General features: G+C 75.5%; 22 protein-coding genes. 17 read left to right on the top strand and 5 right to left on the bottom strand.

What is annotated here, in order from left to right; all coding sequences use genetic code 11:
• Positions 1–137: 137 nt before the first annotated feature.
• Positions 138–1,847, top strand: coding sequence for an NYN domain-containing protein (locus WHI96_RS08980; protein ID WP_345652262.1), 1,710 nt, complete (start codon positions 138–140; stop codon positions 1,845–1,847).
• 4 nt (positions 1,848–1,851) lie between these two features.
• Here WHI96_RS08980 and WHI96_RS08975 read toward each other — a convergent pair whose 3' ends face one another.
• Positions 1,852–2,184, bottom strand: coding sequence for a hypothetical protein (locus WHI96_RS08975; RefSeq protein WP_345652265.1), 333 nt, complete (start codon positions 2,182–2,184; stop codon positions 1,852–1,854).
• Positions 2,185–2,569: 385 nt separating this feature from the next.
• Between WHI96_RS08975 and WHI96_RS08970 the strand changes: the two genes are divergently transcribed.
• Complete coding sequence (locus tag WHI96_RS08970) at positions 2,570–3,712, top strand: glycosyltransferase family 4 protein (protein WP_345652268.1); 1,143 nt, start codon at positions 2,570–2,572, stop codon at positions 3,710–3,712.
• Between the two features lie 44 nt (positions 3,713–3,756).
• On the opposite strand, the gene WHI96_RS08965 is transcribed toward WHI96_RS08970, so the two are convergent.
• Positions 3,757–5,601, bottom strand: a complete 1,845-nt coding sequence (locus tag WHI96_RS08965) for an AMP-dependent synthetase/ligase (protein ID WP_345652271.1) — start codon at positions 5,599–5,601, stop codon at positions 3,757–3,759.
• A gap of 205 nt (positions 5,602–5,806) precedes the next feature.
• On the opposite strand from WHI96_RS08965, the gene WHI96_RS08960 reads away from it, so the two are divergent.
• Genes WHI96_RS08960 through WHI96_RS08935 form a run of 6 tightly spaced genes read left to right on the top strand, consistent with a single transcriptional unit; the run spans position 5,807 to position 10,129 of the window.
• Positions 5,807–6,223, top strand: coding sequence for a polyketide cyclase / dehydrase and lipid transport (locus tag WHI96_RS08960; RefSeq protein WP_345652273.1), 417 nt, complete (start codon positions 5,807–5,809; stop codon positions 6,221–6,223).
• Positions 6,224–6,225: 2 nt separating this feature from the next.
• Positions 6,226–7,020: a metallophosphoesterase family protein gene (locus WHI96_RS08955; RefSeq protein WP_345652276.1), complete on the top strand. Its 795-nt coding sequence runs from the start codon at positions 6,226–6,228 to the stop codon at positions 7,018–7,020.
• Positions 7,021–7,040: 20 nt separating this feature from the next.
• Positions 7,041–7,478, top strand: a complete 438-nt coding sequence (locus WHI96_RS08950) for an SRPBCC family protein (protein ID WP_020623841.1) — start codon at positions 7,041–7,043, stop codon at positions 7,476–7,478.
• Between the two features lie 43 nt (positions 7,479–7,521).
• On the top strand, positions 7,522–8,769 hold the full coding sequence (locus WHI96_RS08945) for an ArsA family ATPase (RefSeq protein ID WP_345652279.1): 1,248 nt from the start codon (positions 7,522–7,524) through the stop codon (positions 8,767–8,769).
• On the top strand, positions 8,766–9,146 hold the full coding sequence (locus tag WHI96_RS08940) for a hypothetical protein (protein ID WP_251785134.1): 381 nt from the start codon (positions 8,766–8,768) through the stop codon (positions 9,144–9,146). The genes WHI96_RS08945 and WHI96_RS08940 overlap by 4 nt, the downstream gene beginning before the upstream one ends.
• An 8-nt stretch (positions 9,147–9,154) precedes the next feature.
• On the top strand, positions 9,155–10,129 hold the full coding sequence (locus WHI96_RS08935) for an ROK family protein (protein ID WP_345652902.1): 975 nt from the start codon (positions 9,155–9,157) through the stop codon (positions 10,127–10,129).
• 5 nt (positions 10,130–10,134) lie between these two features.
• On the opposite strand, the gene WHI96_RS08930 is transcribed toward WHI96_RS08935, so the two are convergent.
• Positions 10,135–10,632 (bottom strand): hypothetical protein, encoded by a 498-nt coding sequence (locus tag WHI96_RS08930; protein ID WP_349302358.1) that lies wholly within the window; start codon positions 10,630–10,632, stop codon positions 10,135–10,137.
• 187 nt (positions 10,633–10,819) lie between these two features.
• Between WHI96_RS08930 and WHI96_RS08925 the strand changes: the two genes are divergently transcribed.
• The 5 genes from WHI96_RS08925 (at position 10,820) to WHI96_RS08905 (ending at position 14,719) form a co-directional block, all read left to right on the top strand.
• Positions 10,820–11,575 (top strand): lysophospholipid acyltransferase family protein, encoded by a 756-nt coding sequence (locus WHI96_RS08925; protein WP_062396084.1) that lies wholly within the window; start codon positions 10,820–10,822, stop codon positions 11,573–11,575.
• 431 nt (positions 11,576–12,006) lie between these two features.
• The gene (locus WHI96_RS08920; protein ID WP_251785132.1) at positions 12,007–12,318 is read left to right on the top strand and encodes a nucleotidyltransferase family protein; all 312 of its coding nucleotides are present in this window, start codon (positions 12,007–12,009) and stop codon (positions 12,316–12,318) included.
• A 24-nt stretch (positions 12,319–12,342) separates the two neighbouring features.
• The gene (locus tag WHI96_RS08915; protein ID WP_345652295.1) at positions 12,343–12,699 is read left to right on the top strand and encodes a HepT-like ribonuclease domain-containing protein; all 357 of its coding nucleotides are present in this window, start codon (positions 12,343–12,345) and stop codon (positions 12,697–12,699) included.
• Positions 12,700–12,786: 87 nt separating this feature from the next.
• Positions 12,787–13,287, top strand: a complete 501-nt coding sequence (locus WHI96_RS08910) for a polyadenylate-specific 3'-exoribonuclease AS (RefSeq protein ID WP_345652300.1) — start codon at positions 12,787–12,789, stop codon at positions 13,285–13,287.
• 28 nt (positions 13,288–13,315) lie between these two features.
• The gene (locus tag WHI96_RS08905; RefSeq protein ID WP_208824702.1) at positions 13,316–14,719 is read left to right on the top strand and encodes a class II 3-deoxy-7-phosphoheptulonate synthase; all 1,404 of its coding nucleotides are present in this window, start codon (positions 13,316–13,318) and stop codon (positions 14,717–14,719) included.
• 50 nt (positions 14,720–14,769) lie between these two features.
• Here the strand turns inward: WHI96_RS08905 and WHI96_RS08900 are convergent, their stop codons facing one another.
• On the bottom strand, positions 14,770–15,786 hold the full coding sequence (locus WHI96_RS08900) for a LacI family DNA-binding transcriptional regulator (RefSeq protein WP_345652304.1): 1,017 nt from the start codon (positions 15,784–15,786) through the stop codon (positions 14,770–14,772).
• 119 nt (positions 15,787–15,905) lie between these two features.
• Between WHI96_RS08900 and uriH the strand changes: the two genes are divergently transcribed.
• Genes uriH through WHI96_RS08885 form a run of 3 tightly spaced genes read left to right on the top strand, consistent with a single transcriptional unit; the run spans position 15,906 to position 17,934 of the window.
• Complete coding sequence (gene uriH / locus WHI96_RS08895; protein ID WP_345652306.1) at positions 15,906–16,886, top strand: uridine-preferring nucleoside hydrolase UriH; 981 nt, start codon at positions 15,906–15,908, stop codon at positions 16,884–16,886.
• Positions 16,883–17,074, top strand: coding sequence for a hypothetical protein (locus WHI96_RS08890; protein ID WP_345652309.1), 192 nt, complete (start codon positions 16,883–16,885; stop codon positions 17,072–17,074). Before uriH ends, WHI96_RS08890 begins: the two co-directional genes overlap by 4 nt.
• Positions 17,071–17,934, top strand: a complete 864-nt coding sequence (locus tag WHI96_RS08885; protein ID WP_345652312.1) for a ribokinase — start codon at positions 17,071–17,073, stop codon at positions 17,932–17,934. Before WHI96_RS08890 ends, WHI96_RS08885 begins: the two co-directional genes overlap by 4 nt.
• Positions 17,935–18,065: 131 nt before the next feature.
• Here WHI96_RS08885 and pknB read toward each other — a convergent pair whose 3' ends face one another.
• Complete coding sequence (pknB, locus tag WHI96_RS08880; protein WP_345652315.1) at positions 18,066–19,928, bottom strand: Stk1 family PASTA domain-containing Ser/Thr kinase; 1,863 nt, start codon at positions 19,926–19,928, stop codon at positions 18,066–18,068.
• A 123-nt stretch (positions 19,929–20,051) separates the two neighbouring features.
• Between pknB and WHI96_RS08875 the strand changes: the two genes are divergently transcribed.
• Positions 20,052–20,405: an Rv2175c family DNA-binding protein gene (locus WHI96_RS08875; protein WP_062396076.1), complete on the top strand. Its 354-nt coding sequence runs from the start codon at positions 20,052–20,054 to the stop codon at positions 20,403–20,405.
• Positions 20,406–20,407: the final 2 nt, after the last annotated feature.

Below are 20,407 nucleotides of genomic sequence, written 5' to 3'. Positions count from 1 at the left end.
AGCCGTGGGGTCCGACAGTATGTTCGAACACCCGGCCCGCGCCCGTGCGAGCGGGGCGCCGACACCGATCGGGGACGTCACGGGTGCGGACGGCCACGCCGACGGCGATCCGGGGCGGACGGGGATAACCTGGACCGATGGCGCACGACGACTCGGAGCGACCGGAGCCCACGTGCTCCGGGGCCCCGTCGTGCGCCGCCGACCCGGCCGGGGGCGACTGGCCGGAGCTGCCCGCCCCGTTGCGTGCCCGACTCGCGGAGATCGCGGGCACCGCGCTGGGCGGGCTGCCGCAAGGGGACGTCCCCACCCCGCTGCGCCGCTTCGCCCGGTTCACCCCCGCCAAGCGGGCCCGTCTCGGCGGTCAGGTGCTGGTGGCCCGGCTGCAGCAGGACGCGGCGTTCCGGGCGGCCGTGGTGGCCTGGTGGGCCGAGAACCGGCCCGGTGAGCTGGAGCTGCCCGAACCCTCCCCGGCGCGGTCCGCCGGCGGCCCGCCCGTGCCCCCTGGCGGACCCGGTGCACCCACCGGGGACACCGGAGCCGCGGAGGGGGCCGGCCCGTCCGCTCGTCCCGCGGCGCAGCGCGCAGCCGGATCACCGGTGGACGGGACGATCCCCGCCGCGGAGGTCGGGTCCGTCGCGGATCCGCGGTCCGGAACCGGTGACACGCCCGAGGAGGGAGCGCCGACCGCGGGTGCACCCGCCGACCCCGGTGCGGTCACCTCGTCCGGAGCCGGAGCCGGAGCCGGAGCCGGAGCCGGAGCCGGAGCCGGAGCCGGAGCGGCCGAGGGGGCAGGGCCGCTGCCCGCACCCGTCGACAAGCTCGACGCGGCCGCGGTCGCACTGCTCACCGCCGATCCGCTCGCGCACCGGCGGGTCGCCGAGGTGGGGCAGAGCGCGGACCTGGCGAACCTGCGCGCCGAGCGCGACGAGGCCCTGGCCAAGGTCGACAAGCTCACCGCCGAGCTCGAACGCGCCCGGGCCGAGCTGGTCGAGGAACGGGAGCGGGCCCGCGCGCTCGTCGGCGAGCGGCAGACCGAGTACCAGCAGATGCGCCGCCGGGTCAGTGATCAGGGTGCCCGGCTGCGCGCCGCACTCGACGCCCGCACCGAGCTGGAGGAGGAGGTCGCGCGGCTGCGCGGCGGCGTCGACGACGAGCTCGCCCGCTCCCGCGCCGAGACCGCCGCCGAGCGCGAGCGCGCCGACCGGGAACGCCGCCGGGCCGACGCCGCGGCCGGTCAGGTCGCCGCCGCCCGCCAGGCCGCCCGCGAGGCCCGTCGCGGTGACGAGGTGCGCCTGGAGCTGCTGCTCGACACCGTCAGCGGCGCGATCTCGGGTCTGCGCCGCGAGCTCGACGTCGGCGCGGGCGGACCGCGGCCGGCGGACCTCGTCGCGGGCACGGGCGACCGCGGGACCGGCGCGCGCGTCGCGGCCCCCGTCGACGGGCTGGCCGCGCTGGACGCGCTGCTGACCGTGCCGTCGGTGCACCTCATCGTCGACGGCTACAACGTCAGCAAGACCGGCTACCCGGATCTGCCGCTGGCCGACCAGCGATCCCGCCTGGTGGCCCAGCTCGGCGCGCTGGGTGCCCGCACCGGGGCCGAGATCACCGTGGTGTTCGACGGGGCCGCCGTGATCGCCGCGCCGGTGCGCGGCAGCCGCGGGGTGCGGGTGCTGTTCAGCGACGCCGGGGTGATCGCCGACGACGTCGTCCGCGACCTCGTCGCCGCCGAGCCGGCGGGCCGGCCGCTGCTGGTCGCGACGTCGGACCAGGAGATCGTGCGCTCGGTGCGCCGCCGGGGGGCGCACACCGTGGCCTCCGCGGTGCTGCTGCGCCGCCTCGGCGGCTGAGCGCTCACCCCACGTCACGGTGCCGGGGCCCGTGCCCGGCCGGTGGGACCACCGGCATCGGCAGCGCCGAACGTCCGGCTCGACCGGGCATCGGTGCGCCCGGCTCGACCAGGCGCAGGTGCGGGATGAGGCCCCCCTCGGCCAGCACCTGCAGCGCCCGGCGCTCCGGCTCCGCGAACTCCACCGGGGCGGCGGTCGTGGCGACCGTGCCGGCCGGCAGGTCGACGGGAAGGTAGGGGATCGGCCGGTCGTCCTCCGGGACCTCCAGCAGCACCCCGATGACGCAGGCACCGCACGCGGCACCGCGGACCTCGCAGCGATCGCAGTCGACGATCATGGCTCCTCCTTCGTCGGACCCGAGGTGGTCGAGCACCGCGGACGCTAGGGGAGGGGTCCGACAGAATGGCCGCGCCGGAGGAGATCCGGGCCGGACCGTCACCGCGGGCCGCCGCGCTCGTTCACCTGAACAGCACGACATCCTCACCAGCTGTGCCGTGGAGCGACCACCACCACTCGTACGGAGCAGCGGCGTCCCGGCGGGCGACCGTTCCGGTCACGCGACGGTGAGGACGCGGAACTCGTCCGCTCCCCGGAGTGTCGGTCGGCGGCCCGCATCCCCGACGCGCAGCGCGCGTGCGGAGCCGCCGTCCCGACCCCCCGCCGCCCGGTCCGCCGGTGACCACCGGCGGCCGGCGCCCCGCCGGGGACTAGCGTCGCCGTCCGTGGCGCGCACGCTGCTGGTGACCAACGACTTCCCGCCCCGGCGCGGCGGCATCCAGTCCTACCTGTCCGACCTCGCCCGCGCGCTCCCGCCGGACTCGCTCGCGGTCCACGCGCCCGCCTGGCGCGGCGCCGACGCCCACGACGCCACCCTGCCGTTCCCGGTGCACCGGCACCGGTCGTCGCTGATGCTGCCGGTCCCCGAGGTCGCCCGGCGCGCCGCGGAGCTGGCCCGCGAGCACGACGCCGGGACCGTCTGGTTCGGCGCGGCCGCGCCGCTGGGGCTGCTCGGCCCGTACCTGCGCCGCCGGGCCGGGGTGGAGCGGGTCGTCGCCACCACGCACGGCCACGAGGTCGGCTGGTCGATGCTGCCCGGCGCGCGCCGGGCGCTGCACCGGATCGGCCGGGACGCCGACGTCGTCACCACGGTCTCGCGCTGGACCCGCGGCCGGCTCGCCGGCGCGCTCGGCCCGGACGCGGCGCTGGAGGTCCTGCCGCCCCCGGTGGACACCGTCCGCTTCGCGCCCGACCCGGACGCCCGCGCCGCGCTCCGGGCCCGGTACCGGCTCGGCGGCGCACCGGTGGTGACGTGCGTGTCCCGGCTGGTGCCGCGCAAGGGCCAGGACGTGCTGGTCGCGGCGCTGCCCCGGATCCGCCGCCGGGTGCCGGGCGCCCGGCTGCTGCTCGTCGGCGGCGGACCCTACCGGGACCGGCTGCGCACACTGGCGGCACGCGCCGGGGTGACCGACGCCGTGGTGCTCACCGGCGGGGTCCCGGCCGCCGAACTCCCCGCGCACCACGCCGCCGGGGACGTGTTCGCCCTGCCGTGCCGCACCCACCTGGGCGGGCTCGACGTCGAGGGGCTGGGGATCGCGCTGCTGGAGGCCGCGGCGTCGGGGCTGCCCGTCGTCGCGGGGGACTCCGGCGGGGCGCCGGAGACCGTCGAGGACGGCGTGACCGGCCACGTCGTGCCGGGGCGCGACGTCGCCGCCGTCGCCGACCGGGTCGCGGACCTGCTCGCCGACCCCGCCCGCGCGACGGCGATGGGCCGCGCCGGGCGGGCCCGCGTCCGGCGGATCTGGGGCGGGCCGTCGTCGGCGGCGCGCCTGCACGGCTTCCTGACCGGCGACGACGGGGTGCGCTGAGTGGCGCGACCCGGTCGTCGCCGGAGGAGGTCGTCGGCGGAGGGTCAGCCCCGGTCGGCGGTGGTCCCCGCGTAGAGCGCCTCGATCTCGCCGGAGTAGGACTCCACGACGACCTTGCGCTTGACCTTCATCGTCGGCGTCAGCTCGCCGCCTGCCTCGCTGAAGTCGTGCGGCAGGATCGTGAACTTGCGGATCTGCTCGGCCCGCGAGACGGCCTGGTTGGCGTCCTCGACCGCGGCCGCGATCTCGCCGCGCAGCTCCGGGTCGTCGACGAGGTCGGCGGCCGAGCTGCCGTCGCCCGCGGGCTTGCCGTTGCGCTCGCGCCAGCCCGGCAGGGCGTCCGGGTCGATGGTGACCAGTGCGGAGATGAACGGCTTCTGGTCGCCGATCACGATGCACTGCCCGACCAGCGGGTGCGCCCGCAGCCGGTCCTCGAGCACGGCCGGGGCGACGTTCTTGCCGCCCGCGGTGACGATGATCTCCTTCTTGCGGCCGGTGATCGTGAGGAAGCCGCCGTCGTCGAGCTCGCCGATGTCGCCGGAGTGGAACCAGCCGTCGGACTCCAGGGCCTCGGCCGAGGCCTCCTCGTTCTTCCAGTAGCCGCGGAAGACGATGTCGCCGCGCAGCATGATCTCGCCGTCGGAGGCGATCCGGACCGCGCAGCCGGGGACCGGGCGTCCCACCGAGCCGACGCGCTGGGCGTCGACGGTGTTCAGGGTGATGCCCGCGGAGGTCTCGGTCAGGCCGTAGCCCTCCAGCACGGGCAGCCCGACGCCGCGGAAGAAGTGCCCGAGCCGGCCCCCGAGCGGCGCCGAGCCGGACACCGCGGCCTTGACCCGGCCGCCGACGGCGGCGCGCAGCTTGCCGTAGACGAGCTTGTCGAACAGCGCGTGCCGGGCCTTGAGCAGCAGGCCGGGCCCGCCCGCGTCGAGCGCCTCGGAGTAGGCGATCGCGGTGTCGGCGGCCGCGTCGAAGATCTTGCCCTTGCCGCCGTCGTGCGCCTTGAGCCGCGCGCCGTTGTAGACCTTCTCGAACACCCGCGGCACCGCGAGCAGGAAGGTCGGCCGGAAGTCCGCGAGGTCGGGCAGGAGGGTCTTCACGTCGGGGGAGTGGCCGACGATCGTGCGCGTGGACAGGCAGCCGCACTGGATGGCCTTGCCGAACACGTGCGCGAGCGGCAGGAACAGCAGCACCGAGTCCCCGGGCTCGAACAGGTGCGGGATCGTCGCGGCGATCGTGCGGATCTCGGCGATCAGGTTGCGGTGGGTCAGCTCGCAGCCCTTGGGGCGACCGGTGGTGCCCGAGGTGTAGATCAGGGTGCACAGGTCGTCGGCGCGCACCCCGCCGCGCCGGGAGTGCACCACGTCGTCGGGGGTGTCCGCGCCGAGGCCGCGCAGCTGCTCGACCGCCGAGGGGGCGTCCGGGGCCGACGCGGCCGGCTCGATCTGCCACACCGTGCGCAGCTCGGGCAGGTCCCCGCGGACCTTCTCGACCGACGCGGCGTGCTCGGCGGTCTCCACCACGATCCCGACGGCGCCGGAGTCGGACACGATCCAGGAGATCTGGTCCGGCGACGACGTCTCGTAGATCGGGACGGTGACCCCGCCCGCGGCGAGGATCGCGTAGTCGAACAGGGTCCACTCGTACCGGGTCCGCGACAGCAGCGCGACCCGGTCCCCGGCCTGCACGCCCGCGGCGACCAGCCCGGCGGCGATCCGGGTGACCTGCTCGCCGAACTCGGCGGCGGTCACCTCCGACCAGCTCCCGTCCGCGCCCTTGCGGCGGTAGAGCACGTCCGACGGGTGCTGCGCGGCGTTGTCGAACACGGCGTCCGAGAGCGATTCCTCGTCTTCCACGGACACCGCGGCGGGAACGCTGTACTCACGCACGGGGATCGACCTCCTGGCGGCCTCGACAGGCTGAACACGGTCGCCGCGACGGCTGCGGCGACACTTCGGAGCAGAACCTACCGGAGAGTAAGGTCCACGTACATCGAATCGGACATAACGGATCGGTCGGTGGTGCCGGCGGTCCTGTCCGGGCCGCGACGGTACCCGTGACCGGGGCCGTCGCACGGAGTGGCACGCTGACCGGGTGCCCGCGATCGACGTGATCGACGAGACCTTCCTGGCCGTGCCCCGCGAGCGGGTGGCGGCGGAGTTCGCCGACCCCGCGCGCTGGGCCTCGTTCTGGCCGGACCTGTGCCCGGAGGTGGCGCACGACCGGGGCCCGGCCGGGCTGCGCTGGACCGTGACCGGTGCCCTCCTCGGGACCATGGAGGTCTGGTGCGAGCCGGAGGGCGACGGCACCGTCCTGCACTTCTTCCTGCGCGCGGACCCGGACGGCCCGCCGCCCGGGGGACGGCTGCGCCGGCGCCGGTGGCTGCGCGCCGAGACCGACCGGCGGCACCGTGCGTTCAAGGCACACGCCTTCGCGCTCAAGCGGCGCCTGGAGGACGGGCGCCCGGCGGGCGTCGCGCCGTCGGCGTTCCGGCCGGACCGGACGGCCTGAGCGTGCGGCTGCACGTCGTCACCGACGTCCACGGCGCGACCGGCCCCCTCGCCCGGGCCGCCGAGGGCGCCGACGGTGTGCTCGTGCTCGGCGACCTGCTGGAGTTCATCGACTACCGCGACCCGGCCAACGGGATCATCTCCCGGCTGCTCGGGCCCGAGGTGGCCGCGGAGTTCGGCCGGATGCGCCGGATCGGGGCGCCGCGCGCGCAGATGCTCGGCCTGCTGGAGCGCTCCTGGGCCCGGTTCGCCGACCCGGCCGCCGCCGTCGCCGAGGCCGTCGCCGCGCAGTACGCCGAGGTCTTCGGGGTGCTGGGCGGGCTCGGGGTGCCGGTGTGGGCGATCCCGGGCAACGTCGACGTCCCCGACGCCTGGCCCGACACCGACGGCGTCACCCGCGCCGACGGACGGGTGGTCGAGATCGGCGGTCGCCGGTTCGGCTTCCTCGGCGGGGTGCCGCTGCCGCCCGGGGTCGACCCGCGCCGCACCGGCCCCTGGCGCCCGCACTTCACGACCCACGAGGACTGGACCGCGCGCCTGGACGCGCTCGGCCCGGCCGACGTGCTGTGCACCCACGTCCCGCCGGCGCACCCGGGCCTGACCTACGACGTCGTCACCCGCCGCGCCGAGATCGCCAGCGCCCCGCTGACCGCGCGGATCCGGGCGGACCAGCCGTCGCACGCCCTGTTCGGACACGTGCACCAGCCGCTGCACCGCCGCGCCCGGATCGGCCGCACCGAGTGCGTCAACGCCGGGCACTTCCGCGCGCACGGCACGCCCTACGTGCTCCGGTTCTGACCACCGGATAGCCTCCCGCCATGGCCGACGCGACCTCGTCCTCGATCCACATCGACGCCCCGCCGGAGCGGGTCATGGCGGTGATCGCGGACTTCGCGTCCTATCCCGAGTGGACCGACCAGATCACCAGCGTCGAGATCCTCGACGCCGGTGCCGACGGCCGCGCCCGCCAGGTCCGCTTCGCGATGGACGCCGGGGCCATCAAGGACACCTACACCCTCGACTACGACTGGGCCGCCGACGACCGCTCGGTGTCCTGGACGCTGGTCAAGGGCGGCATCCAGCGCGCCCAGGACGGCGCGTACCGGCTGGTCGGCGACGCCGGCGGCACCACCGTCACCTACGAGCTCAGCGTCGAGGTCAACTTCCCGATGATCGGGATGCTCCGTCGCAAGGCGGAGAAAGTGATCATCGACGCCGCACTGAAGGGCCTCAAGCGCCGCGTCGAGAAGGGCTGAGCCGGTCGGCGGCGCCCCGGACGCGATCGTTAGGCTCCGCGCTGTGCGCGTCGTGCTCTTCACCGGCAAGGGCGGGGTCGGCAAGACGACCCTGGCCGCCGCGACGGCCGCGCACGTGGCCGGGACCGGCCGGTCCGCGCTGGTCGTGTCCACCGACCCGGCGCACTCCCTCGGCGACGCGCTGGACGCCGAGCTGGGCGCCGAGCCCACCGAGGTCACCGAGAACCTGTGGGGCGCCCACATCGAGGCCCGGCACCTGCTCGAGGGCGCCTGGGGCGACCTGCAGGGGCACCTGCGCACGATGCTCGCCGGGGCCGGGGTGGACGAGCTCGTCGCCGACGAGCTGACCGTGCTGCCCGGCGTCGAGGACCTCCTCGCGCTGGTCGAGGTGCAGCGCTACGCCGAATCGGGCCGCTTCGACGTCGTCGTCGTCGACTGCGGGCCGACCGCGGAGACGCTGCGGCTGCTCACCCTGCCCGAGGCGCTGTCGGGCTACCTGGAGCGGCTGTTCCCCGCGCACCGCCGCGCCGTGCGCGGCCTGGTCGCCGGGCTCGCCGGGGCCAAGGCCGACGGCGCGGGCTGGGACCGCACGGTCGACGCGCTCGGGGTGCTGGCCGAGCAGCTGCGCGGGCTGCGCGGCCTGCTCGCCGACCGCTCCCGCACCTCGATCCGGCTGGTGCTGACCCCGGAGCGGGTCGTCGCGGCCGAGACCCGCCGCACCCTGACCGCGCTCGCCCTGCACGAGCTGCGGGTCGACGGGCTGCTGGCGAACCGGGTGATGCCCGGCCCGCCGCCGTCGCTGCGCGGGCCCGCGGCGCGCTGGCTGCGCGAACGCGCCACCGAGCAGCAGTCCGTGCTCGCCGAGCTGGGCGAGCTCGGTGCGGACGTGCCGGTGACCGCGGTCCGCTACACCGCCGCCGAGCCGACCGGCGTCGGTGCGCTGCGCGAGCTGGCCCTGTCGGTCTACGGCGACGACGACCCCGCGGGCGCCGCCGACGGCGCCCCGCCGCGGCCGTTGATGGAGCTGCGCCGCACCGCAGGTCACGGCGTCTCCGCCGACACCGAGTTCGAGCTCGACGTGGCGCTGCCCGGCGCGCAGGACGCCCCGCTGGACCTCGCCCGGGTCGGCGACGACATGGTCGTCGGCATCGGGTTCTCCCGGCGCGTGGTCTCGCTGCCGTCGGTCCTGCGCCGCTGCGAGGCCACCGGCGCCCGGCTGGAGGGCCGCGGCTCCGACGCCCGCCTGGTGATCTCCTTCGTGCCCGACCCGGGCACCTGGATGACCTCGTGAGCGGCCGTGACACGCGGGGCGGCACCCACTGCGGCGATCACGGCGGCATCCCGGAGGACCTGCGGGTCACCGCGGTGGCGCTGCTCGACCGGCTGCGTGCGGCCACCGAGACGATGTCGGACTCGCTGCGGGCCGGCGGGAGCGACCCCGGCCCCGGCGACGCCGGCTCCTGCACCGCCTGCCCGGTGTGCGCGCTGATCGCCGTCGTGCGGGGGGAGCGGTCGGAGCTGGTCACCCGGCTCGCCGCCCACGCCGGCGGGCTGCTCGCCGTGCTCGTCGCGGTGCTGGAGGAGGCCGCCCCGCCCGCGCGCCAGGAGCCCCGCCGCCCGCACGGCGGCGGACGCTCCGTGCAGCGGATCGTGGTGCACCGGACGTGAGCCCCCGGATGTCCGACGTCCGCACCATCGGGGTGGACGTCGGGGGCACCAGCGTGCGCGCGGGCGTCGTCGACGCCGAGGGGGACATCCTCGACTCCGCCTCCGCACCGACCCCGCGCACCGACGACGCGCTGGAGGCGGCCATCGCCGGCGCCGTCGACGAGCTGCGGCGCAGGCACACCGTCGCCGCCGTCGGTCTCGCGCTCGCCGGGTTCGTCGACGCCCCGCGGGGCCTGGTCCGCTACGCGCCGCACCTGTCCTGGCGCGACGCCCCGGTCGCCGAGCGGATCGGCGACCGGCTCGGCGGGATCCCGGTCGTCGTGGAGCACGACGCGAACTCCGCCGCGCTCGCCGAGCGGCGCCACGGCGCCGCGGCCGGTGCCTCGGTGGCGCTGGTGATCGCGCTGGGCACCGGGATCGGCGGCGCCCTGCTGCTCGACGGCGAGCTGTTCCGCGGCGCGCACGGTGTCGCACCCGAACTGGGGCACCTGCGGGTCGTCCCGGACGGACGGGCCTGTCCGTGCGGCAAGCGCGGCTGCTGGGAGCGCTACTGCAGCGGGACCGCCCTCGGCGCCACCGCGCTGGAGATGCTCTCGGGCGGCGACGTGCCCGGCCCGTCCGGGCTGGCCCGCGAGGCCGCCGTCGACCCGGGGCGGGTCACCGGCAAGCGGGTCGCCGCGGCCGCCCGCGAGGGGGACCCGGTCGCCCGCGCCGCCGTCGACGACATGGGGCGCTGGCTGGGGGAGGGGCTCTCGCTCGTCGCGGACGTCTTCGACCCGGACCTCGTGGTGATCGCGGGCGGGGTGTCGGCGTCGGCGCCGCTGTTCCTCGACGCCGCCCGCGAGCACTACGCCCGCATCCTCACCGGGGCGGGCAACCGGCCGCTGGCCCGGATCCGGACCGCGCAGCTCGGCGCGGCCGCCGCCGTCGTGGGGGCGGCGACGCTGGCCCGCGAGAGCCTGCGGTCCGGCGCCCGGCGCTGAGCGCGCTACAGCCGCGAGCCGTCGTCCCAGGGGTCGGGGCCCTCGTCGGAGTCGGGGCTCCACAGCCGCAGCAGCAGCCAGCCCAGGCCGGCCGCGATGAGCACCAGCCCGAGCGGCAGCGGCCAGGTCCCGCCGACGCCGATCAGCCCCGGGGCGATGCACAGCAGCAGCCCCACCGCGATCAGCCCGCCACCCACGACGGCCGGTGGTCCCGGCCGCGGCAGCGGCGGCGGCTCCGGCGGGTGGTAGTGGTCGTCCGGGTCGGCACCCGTGCCGGTGCCCGGGTGCGGGGCGGCCGGGCCGGGCCGGTGCGCGGGCCGGTCGGCGCCGCCCGCCGCGCCCGCGGCGTCACCGGCGTCGCCGCGGTCCGTGCGGTCGGCGCGCTCCACGGGCTCGGCGGGCCAGTCCGGGACCGAGCCCTCGTCGCGCCAGGCGGCGACGATCGCGTCGAAGTCGTCGTCGGGCCGGTTCTCGCGGTCACGCGAGGGGTCTGCGGAACTCATACCGGTCCGTCCCTCCCCGCTCGCGGCGGCTCCCATCCTGTCACGGCCCGTGTCCCGCCCGACACCGCCCACGGGCCCGCGCGGGCGCCGCGCGGGGCCCGCCCGACCCCGGTGACCACCGCCCCGTTGTGAGGAGGTGTCGACGCTCCGTAGGCTGTCGCCGAAGTCGGTAGGGAGGCAGCGCAGGGTGCTGTACTGGTGGTCCAAGTTCGTGCTGCTCGGCCCGTTGATGAGGCTGTTCTGCCGGCCGGAGGTGCGCGGTGCCGAGAACGTGCCCGGTGGTGCCGGCGCGATCCTCGCCAGCAACCACCTCGCGGTGGCCGACTCCTTCTTCCTGCCGTTGATGCTGCCGCGCCGGGTGACCTTCCTCGCCAAGCGCGAGTACTTCACCGAGCCCGGGATCCGCGGCTGGTTCAAGAAGCAGTTCTTCACCGGCGTCGGGCAGGTCCCGGTGGACCGTTCCGGTGGGTCCGCGGCGCGCGCCGCGATGGACACCGCGGTCCGGCTGCTGAACGAGGGCAAGCTGCTCGGGATCTACCCGGAGGGCACCCGCTCGCCCGACGGGCGGCTCTACAAGGGCAAGACCGGCGTCGCCCGGATGGCCCTGGAGGCCGGGGTGCCGGTCATCCCGGTCGCGATGGTGGGCACCGACAAGGTCAACCCCATCGGCTCCAAGATGTGGCGCCCGCGCAAGGTGAAGATCGTGATCGGCGAGCCGCTGGACTTCTCCCGGTACGAGGGCATGGCCGGGGACCGGTTCATCGAGCGCTCCATGACCGACGAGATCATGTACTCGCTGATGGAGCTGTCCGGACAGACCTACGTCGACCTCTACGCGGCGTCTGTCAAGGAGAAGGCCGCGGCCGGTGCTCCACCGCCCGCGCCGTCGCGTCCCGCCCCGCAGCGGCCGGACGCGAACGTGCCCGACTCCCGCGCCTCCTGATCGACTCCGGAAGTGCGTCCCGGCGATCTGACCCACCGATGTGGAGCTGGGCGAAGGCTCCTCTGTCGGTGAGAGCCCGTGGTGGACCGACCTGTCGCCCGGCAGAATCCGGCGGTCGGTGACCTCTCGGGAGGCGAAGCAGGCGACCGAGTCGGCCGGAGCCGGACGGCGGCCCGCTCACCTGTCCGGTCAGTGGAGCTTCCGGCTTGCGACAAGGGCGTCGAGCATGCTCGTTTCGATCCGGTAGGTGGACGACCTCCTCTACGATCGAAGGTCGTCGAGCCGTGGCGAAGCTCAGTGCCGGTTCTTCAACTCGGCGGCGGGGCGGCTGCCGGTGTCGTCCGACGGATGAGCTCGATGCCCGGGCTCGGCCGGTCCCGATATCGCGCGAGCGCAGTACGATCGCCGCACTGTTTCGTATGGGAGGCGCGATGACCGCCGGAACCCACCAGGCCGTCACGCTGGCCGACGTGAGTGCACGTCGGGACTACATCGTGGACGTCGGGCGCCGTCATGGTGTTTACAACATCCGTGTCTTCGGTTCCGTCGCGCGCGGCGAATCGACCCCCACCAGTGATCTCGACCTGCTGGTCGACCTGGAACCCGGCCATGGTTATGTCGACATGGTTTCCTTCGCCCTCGCGGTCGAGGACTCACTTGGGGTTCTCACACAGGTCGCCACGGTGAACGGTCTCAAACGCCGTGTCCGTGATCAGGTTCTCGCCGAGGCGGTGGCAGTGTGACTGTCTTCTCGACGATCGCTCGTGATGGAGGGATCCCTGTTGGTCCGACGTGACCGGGAGCGGATCGCGGACATGTTGGAAGCCGCTGAGAAGATCCGGGTCCGGGTTGCGCGCGGCCGCGCGCGGTTTGATGCCGACGAGGACTTGCAGATCGTCTTGACGCATCTGATCCAGGTGCTCGGTGAGGCTGCTGCACGCGTGAGCCCCGAGCTGGCTGCTGCTCATCCGCACCTGCCGTGGCGGGCACTGGCGGGAATGCGCAATCGTGTCGTGCACGAGTACTTCGAGATCGATCTCGAAATCCTCTGGGCTGCTGCGTCTCAGGAAGTCCCGGCGCTGGCGGTCCAGCTGCGTGCGGTTCAGACAACGGAGGACGCCTGACCCGGAGCGGTCCCGATCACGGCAGCAGAGGCACGTACGCTCGTCGGGCGGCACAGCTCAACGACCGAACCCGAGCCCAGGACGGCAATGCGCTTCTTCTACGACACCGAGTTCATCGAGGACGGCACGACGATCGACCTGGTGTCGATCGGGATCGTCGGCGAGGACGGCCGCGAGTTCTACGCCGTGTCCACCGAGTTCGACCCGGACCGGGCCGGCAAGTGGGTGCGGGCCAACGTGCTGCCCAAGCTGCCCTCGCCCAGCGACCGGGCCTGGATGTCGCGGTCCCGGATGCGCTCCGAGATCCTCGACTTCTGCACCGGCGCCCCCGGCGACGTCGAGCTGTGGGCCTGGATCGCCGCCTACGACCACGTGGCGCTGTGCCAGCTGTGGGGTGCGATGCCCGCGCTGCCGCGGCCGATCCCGCGCTTCACCCGCGAGCTGCGCCAGCGGTGGGAGGACGCGGGCCGCCCGGCGCTGCCCCCGCCGCCCGCCGAGGCGCACGACGCGCTCGTCGACGCCCGGCACAACCTGCGGCGCTGGGAAGTGATCGCCGAAACCCTCGCGACGGGGGCCGCGCCCCGGTAGGGATCGGCCCCGGCCTAGGCTGGGCCGTGTGAACTGGTCCGTCGACGCGCCCATCGACGTCCTCCCGGAGCTGCCGCCGCTGCCCGCGGACCTGCGCTCCGCCCTGGACGATGCGCTCTCCCGCCCTGCCGCCCAGCAGCCCGAGTGGCCCGACCCGTCGCAGGTGGGCGACGTGCGGAAGGTCCTCGAGTCCGTCCCGCCGGTGGTGCTGCCGCCGGAGGTCGACCGGCTGCAGTCGCGGCTCGCCGACGTCGCGAACGGTGAGGCGTTCCTGCTGCAGGGCGGCGACTGCGCCGAGACCTTCGTCGACAACACCGAGCCGCACATCCGGGCGACGATCCGCACGCTGCTGCAGATGGCCGTCGTCCTGACCTACGGCGCCTCGATGCCGGTGGTCAAGGTCGGCCGCATCGCCGGTCAGTACGCCAAGCCGCGCAGCTCGCCGATCGACGCGAGCGGGCTGCCGTCCTACCGCGGGGACATCGTCAACGGGCTCGCCCCGGACGCGCAGGGCCGCATCCCGGACCCGTCGCGGATGGTGCGCGCCTACGCGAACGCCTCGGCGGCGATGAACCTGGTCCGCGGGCTGACCGCGACCGGGCTGGCCGACCTGTCCAAGGTGCACGACTGGAACAAGGACTTCGTCCGCACCTCCGCCGCGGGCGTGCGCTACGAGGCCGTCGCCGCCGAGATCGACCGCGCGGTCCGCTTCATGGACGCCTGCGGGGTGCGCGACCACAACCTGCACCAGGTCGAGTTCTACGCCAGCCACGAGGCGCTGCTGCTCGACTACGAGCGCGCGATGCTGCGCCTGGACCTGGAGCGCGACCCCACCGGCGGGGAGTCGCCGAAGCTCTACGACCTGTCCACGCACTTCCTCTGGATCGGGGAGCGGACCCGTCAGCTCGACGGCGCGCACGTCGCCTTCGCGGAGCTGCTGGCCAACCCGATCGGCATGAAGATCGGCCCGACGACGACGCCCGACCAGGCCGTCGAGTACGTCGAGCGGCTCGACCCGCACAACCGCCCGGGCCGGCTGTCGCTGATCTCCCGGATGGGCAACGACAAGGTCCGCGACGTGCTCCCGGCGATCGTCGAGAAGGTGACCGCCTCCGGGCACAAGGTCATCTGGCAGTGCGACCCGATGCACGGCAACACCCACGAGGCCTCGACCGGCTACAAGACCCGGCACTTCGACCGGATCGTCGACGAGGTGCAGGGCTTCTTCGAGGTGCACCGCTCGCTCGGCACGCACCCCGGCGGCATCCACGTCGAGGTCACCGGCGAGGACGTCACCGAGTGCCTCGGCGGTGCGCAGCGGATCTCCGACACCGACCTCGCCGGCCGGTACGAGACCGCCTGCGACCCGCGGCTGAACACCCAGCAGAGCCTGGAGCTGGCGTTCCTCGTCGCGGAGATGCTGCGCGGCTGACCCGTCCGTCCCCGGGGCGGCTCCACCCGGAGCCGCCCCGGTGGTGTGTCTCAGGCCCCGGTGCTGGCCCGGGCCGCGAGCCGCGAGGGCAGCAGGGGGGCGGCGGCGCCGTCGCCGTCCCCGGCGAGGACGGCGGCCAGCCGCTGGGCTGCGGCCCGGCCGAGCTCCTCCGCCGGCAGCGCCACACTCGTCAGCGACGGCGCCGTCACCTGGGAGTACGGCAGGTCGTCGAACCCGGCGACGGCGATGTCCCCCGGCACGGCCAGTCCGAGCCGGTGCGCGGCGGCCAGCACGCCGTAGGCCATCGTGTCCGCCGCCGCGACGACCGCGGTGGCCCCGGCCGCCCGCCAGCGCGGCAGCGCCTCGGTGCTGACGTCGGCGGCGGCGTCGAGGGTCAGCCCGGCCCGGGTGCCGTCGTCGAGGATCCGCAGGCCGTGCTCGGCGGCGACCCGGGCGAGCAGCTCACGGCGCACGGTGAAGGTGGCCGAGGGCGTCGAGCCCTCCAGGTAGGCGAGCACCGTGTGCCCGGCCGCGGCGAGGTGTGCGACCAGCGCGCGCACGCCCGGCTCCAGGTCGAAGGTCACCGTGGCGGCGCGGCCCTCGAAGCCGGGGGCGTCCATCAGCACCAGCGGCGGGCCGCCCGGTTCGAGGTCGTCGAGGAACGTCGGCGACGGCGCGTGCACCAGCAGCCCGGCCGGGCGGAACGCCGCGACCCGGCGGACGTCGTCGGCGCCGGGCTGTTCGCCGCCCTCGATCACCGACAGCATGAGCTGGTGCCTGCTGCCCAGCGACTCCCGGATCCCGGTGGTGACCCGGCCGAAGTAGGGGTTGGGCAGGTCGGGGGCGAGCAGCACGACGAGGTCGGTGGTCCCGCGGGCGAGCGAGCTCGCGGCGTGGTCGACGACGTACCCCAGCTCGTCGACCGCGGCCCGGACCCGCTCGGTGATCACCGCGGACACCCGTCCGCGCGACTTGCCGTTCACCACCAGCGACACGGTGGACACGCTCGTCCCCGCCCGCCGGGCCACCATCGCCGCGGTCACCCGCCGGCCCACCGGTCCTGCCATCCGACGAGCCTACCCGGACGCACCTGGCATCAAGCGCTTGACGTCATACGCTTGACAGGTCACAGTCGACACGTCCGGAGCGCCCCGGACGACCGCGACGACGAGGTGGGACACCGGAGATGACCGAGAAGATCGTCCTGGACTGCGATCCGGGCCACGACGACGCGATCGCGCTGCTGCTGGCCCACGGCGACCCGCGGATCGAGCTGCTCGCCGTCACCACGGTCGTCGGGAACCAGACGCTGGACAAGGTGACGCGCAACGCGCTCTCGGTCGCGACCCTGGCCGGGATCACCGGCGTGCCGTTCGCGGCCGGCGCCGACCGCCCGCTGCTGCGGGAGATCGCCGTCGCCGCCGACATCCACGGCGAGACCGGCCTGGACGGTCCGGAGCTGCCCGTTCCGGCGTTCGCCGCGGTCGACACCCACGCCGTGGACCTCATCGTGGAGACCGTGCTGGCCTACGAGCCGGGCACCGTCACCCTCGTCCCCACCGGTGGGCTGACCAACATCGCGCTCGCCGCCCGGCGCGCACCCGAGATCGTCGACCGGGTCAAGCGGGTCGTGCTCATGGGCGGCGGCGTCGCCGTCGGCAACCGGACCCCGGTGGCCGAGTTCAACATCGCCATCGACCCCGAGGCCGCCGCGATCGTGTTCGAGGCGGGCTGGGAGGTGGTCATGGTCGGCCTCGACCTGACCCACCAGGCGCTGGCCGGTCCCGAGGTGCGCCACGCGATCCGCGCCGTCGGGACCGGCCCGGCGCGCTTCGTCGACGAGCTGCTGGACTTCTTCGCCGCCACCTACCGCGACGTGCAGGGCTTCGACGCCCCGCCGGTGCACGACCCGTGCGCCGTCGCCCACGTGATCGACCCGACGATCGTGCGCGCGGTCGCCATGCCGATCGTGGTCGAGACCGCGGGCCGGTACACCACCGGGATGACCGTGGCCGACCGGCGTGGCCCGGCCCCGGCCGGCTGCCGCACGCACGCCGCGCTGGAGCTCGACCACGCCCGCTTCTGGGAGCTCGTCGTGGGCGCGCTGCGCGCCATCGGCGACCCCGCCGATCTCACCGATCCCACCGCGACGGAGCAGATCGCATGACCACCGCCGTACCCGGGGACCGCCGCCCGGTCGTCACGCTCGTCGTGGCGGTGCCGGCCGCCTGCGTGGCGTTCCAGCTCAACGCCTCCATGCTCAGCCCCGCCCTGGTCACCACGGCCCGCGAGCCGGGCACCGACGACGCCGCCGCCGAGACCGGCGCCGCGCACGACGTGGTGGACGCCCGATGAGCCGGGTGCTGGTCGTCGGCTCGCTCAACGCCGACCTGGTGGTGCGCACCGAGCGCTTCCCGGGTCCGGGGGAGACCGTGGCCGGGTCGGACCTGACCGTGGGCCCCGGTGGCAAGGGTGCCAACCAGGCCGTCGCCGCCGCCCGGCTCGGGGCCGCCGCCGGGGTCGGCGTGGGCATGGTCGGCGCGATCGGCGACGACGACCACGGCCGGACCGTGCGTGACGCCGTCGCCGCCGCCGGTGCCGACGTCGACCGGGTCGCCGTGCGGACCGGCACGGCCACCGGCACCGCGGTCATCACCGTCGCCGCCGCGGGCGACAACACGATCGTCGTCTCGCCCGGCGCCAACGCCGCCCTGGAGCCCGGCGACCTGCCCGCCTTCGACGACGTCGCGGTGCTGACCCTGTGCCTGGAGATCCCGACCCCGACCGTGCTGGCCGCCGCGCGGGCCGCCCGCGCCGCCGGGACCACGGTGGTGCTGAACCTCTCGCCCTACGCCCCGGTGCCCGCCGAGCTGCTCGCCGCCACCGACGTGCTCGTGGTCAACGAGCACGAGGCCGCGCTGCTGGGGGAGCACCCGGTGCCCCGGTCGGTCGTGACACGCGGGGCCGCGGGCTGCGAGGTGCGCGACCGGCGAGCGGCTACGGTGTCCACAGTGGATGCGATGCGGGCCGACGTGGTGGACACCACCGGGTCGGGCGACGCGTTCCTGGCGGCGGTCGCCGTGCGGCTCGCCGCGGGGGACGACCTGCCGGACGCCGCGCGCTACGCCGTGCGCGCCGGTGCCCTCGCGGTCACCGTCGCCGGGGCGCAACTGCCCGAGATCGGCGACGCCGAGCGCACCCGCTTCGGGCTGTAGGGCCCCTCGAACGCCGGTGTCCCGGCCGGGCCGCCACCCGGCCGGGGCACCGGCTCCCGCTCAGGGCGCGGTCGGCCCACCGGCCGGAGCGCCGCTCACGGCGCCGCCGACAGCACCGGTCACGGCACTGCTCACAGCACGGTGAGGGTGATCGTGTCGCCCGGCCGGGCGTCGCTGCCCGAGCCCGGGTCCTGCCCGACGACGTGGCCGTCGCGGCGGCCGAACGGGAAGCTGCGCTCGATCTCGACCTCGAAGCCGTCCTGGCGCAGCAGCTCCTCGGCCTCGTCCGCGCGCATCCCGATGACGAACGGCACCGGGGGCGCGGTCTCGTCGACGGGCGGCGGGGGCGGTTCCGGGGCGGGCTCGGCCCCGCGGCTGGTGACCAGGGTGACCGGGGCGCCCCCGGCGAGCCGGGTCCCGGCGGGCGGGTCGGTCCGGATCACCGCACCGGCGGGCACCTCGGCGCTGAACTCCTCGGCGCTCGTCGAGCGCACCGGGGTCAGCCCGGCGCGGCGCACGGCGTCCTCCGCGGTGTCCACGGCGCTGCCCGCGGGCACGTCGGGCACCGCGGGACGGCCGGTCGACACCACCAGGGTGACCGTGGTCCCGCGCAGCACCCGGGTCTCCGGGGCCGGGTCCACCTGCGCGACGAGGTCGGGCGCCACGTCGTCGTCGGCCCGTTCGGTGACCGTGGGCGTGAGGTCGGACTCGGCGACGAGCGCGGTCGCCCGCTCGCGGTCCAGGCCGGTGACCGCGGGCATCGTGGTCCAGCGGCCCGACCCGAGCCACCAGGCGCCCGTCCCGGCCAGCGCGGCCAGCAGCAGGAGCAGCACCATCCACAGCGCGAACACCCGGCGGCCGCGACGGCGGCGCCCGGCCAGCTCCTCGCGGGTCATCGGCTCCGGCTGCCCGGCGGGGGTGACGGCGGTGCCGTGGGCGCCGCGGGCCCGGGTCTGCACCCGGGTGCCGCCGGGGCCCGGCGCTGCGGCGTCGAGCGGCCGGTGGCGCAGGGGGCCTGCGGGGAGGGTGGGGCCGTCGTCGGGCGGGGGCGGGCCGGGCGGACGCGGCGTCGCGGTCCGGGGCAGGCCCAGCCGGTCGGCCATGTCCAACAGCTCGCGCCGGAAGTGCTCCGCGTCGACCGGGCGCTGCTCGGGGTCCCGCGAGGTGGCCCGGGCGACGAGCGCGTCCACGGCCGGCGGCAGCCCCGGGACCAGCGCCGACGGCGGCGGCACGTCCTCGTTCACGTGGCGGTAGGCCACCGACAGCGGGTTGTCGGCGGTGTAGGGCGGCTGCCCGGTCAGCATCTCGTAGAGCACGACACCGGCCGCGTAGACGTCGCTGCGGCCGTCGGCGCGACCGGACACGACCTGCTCGGGGGAGAGGTAGGCCATGGTCCCGAGGATCATCCCGGCGTGGCTGACCCCGGCCTCGGCGGCCGCGGTGAGCAGGCCGAAGTCGGCCACCTTCACCTCGCCGCCGGAGGAGATCAGCACGTTCTCCGGCTTCACGTCGCGGTGCACCATGCCGAGCCGGTGCGCGCGGGCCAGCCCGGCGAGGACCGGTTCGAGCACCCGGACCGCGGCCGGGAGCCCCAGCGCACCGCGGGCGCGCAGCACGTCGCGCAGGGTGCCGCCGTCGACCAGCTCCATGACGACGAACAGGCTGGCCTCGCCCAGGGGCCCCGCGGGGACGGTGCCCCGGTCGTAGACGGCGACGACGCACGGGTGGTCGATCCGGGCCGCCAGCCGCGCCTCCCGGTCGAACCGGGTGCGGAAGGCGTGGTCCCCGGCCATCCGCGGGTCCATCACCTTGATCGCGACGGCGCGTTCGAGACGGGTGTCGGTGCCGTGGTGCACCGTCGACATGCCGCCGCGGGCCAGTACCGGGCCGACCCGGTAGCGGCCGTCGAGCAGCACCTCGCCGGGGCCGTCGGCGGCGAGCCGCCCGGCCCCACCCGGGGCGCCGGGATCGACCGGACCGGACGGTGAGCTCATCGCGGGTCAGGTTACCGGTGGGGATCGGGTCGGTCGTGCAGGTGGTCGGCGTAGGACCACACCGCGTCGGCCGGTCCGGTGGGAGTCGGCGCCGCCCGGGGCGGTGTGGGACAGTGTCCGGCTGTGAACGAGTCCCTCCCCGCCGCTGTCACCGAGGAGACGCTGAGCGTCGCCGAGGTGGCCGACCGCCTGTCGATCCCCGTCTCCCGGGTGCACCAGCTCGTCCGCGACGGGCAGCTCCTGTCGTTCAAGAACGGGCACGACGTCGTCGTCCCGACCGCGCTGCTCGACGACGACGGTGTCGTGCGCGGGTTGCCGGGCACGATCGTCGTCCTCCGCGACGGCGGCTACGACGACGACGCCATCCTGAGCTGGCTGTTCACCGAGGAGGAGTCGCTCTCCGGTGCCCCGATCACCGCGCTGCGCGCGGGCCGGCACAAGGAGATCAAGCGCCGCGCCCAGGCCATGGCCTTCTGAGG

Source organism: Pseudonocardia tropica, assembly GCF_040105315.1.
In the GTDB taxonomy this organism is placed as follows: Bacteria; Actinomycetota; Actinomycetes; order Mycobacteriales; family Pseudonocardiaceae; genus Pseudonocardia; species Pseudonocardia alni.
This window is presented reverse-complemented; position numbering and strand designations above follow the sequence as displayed.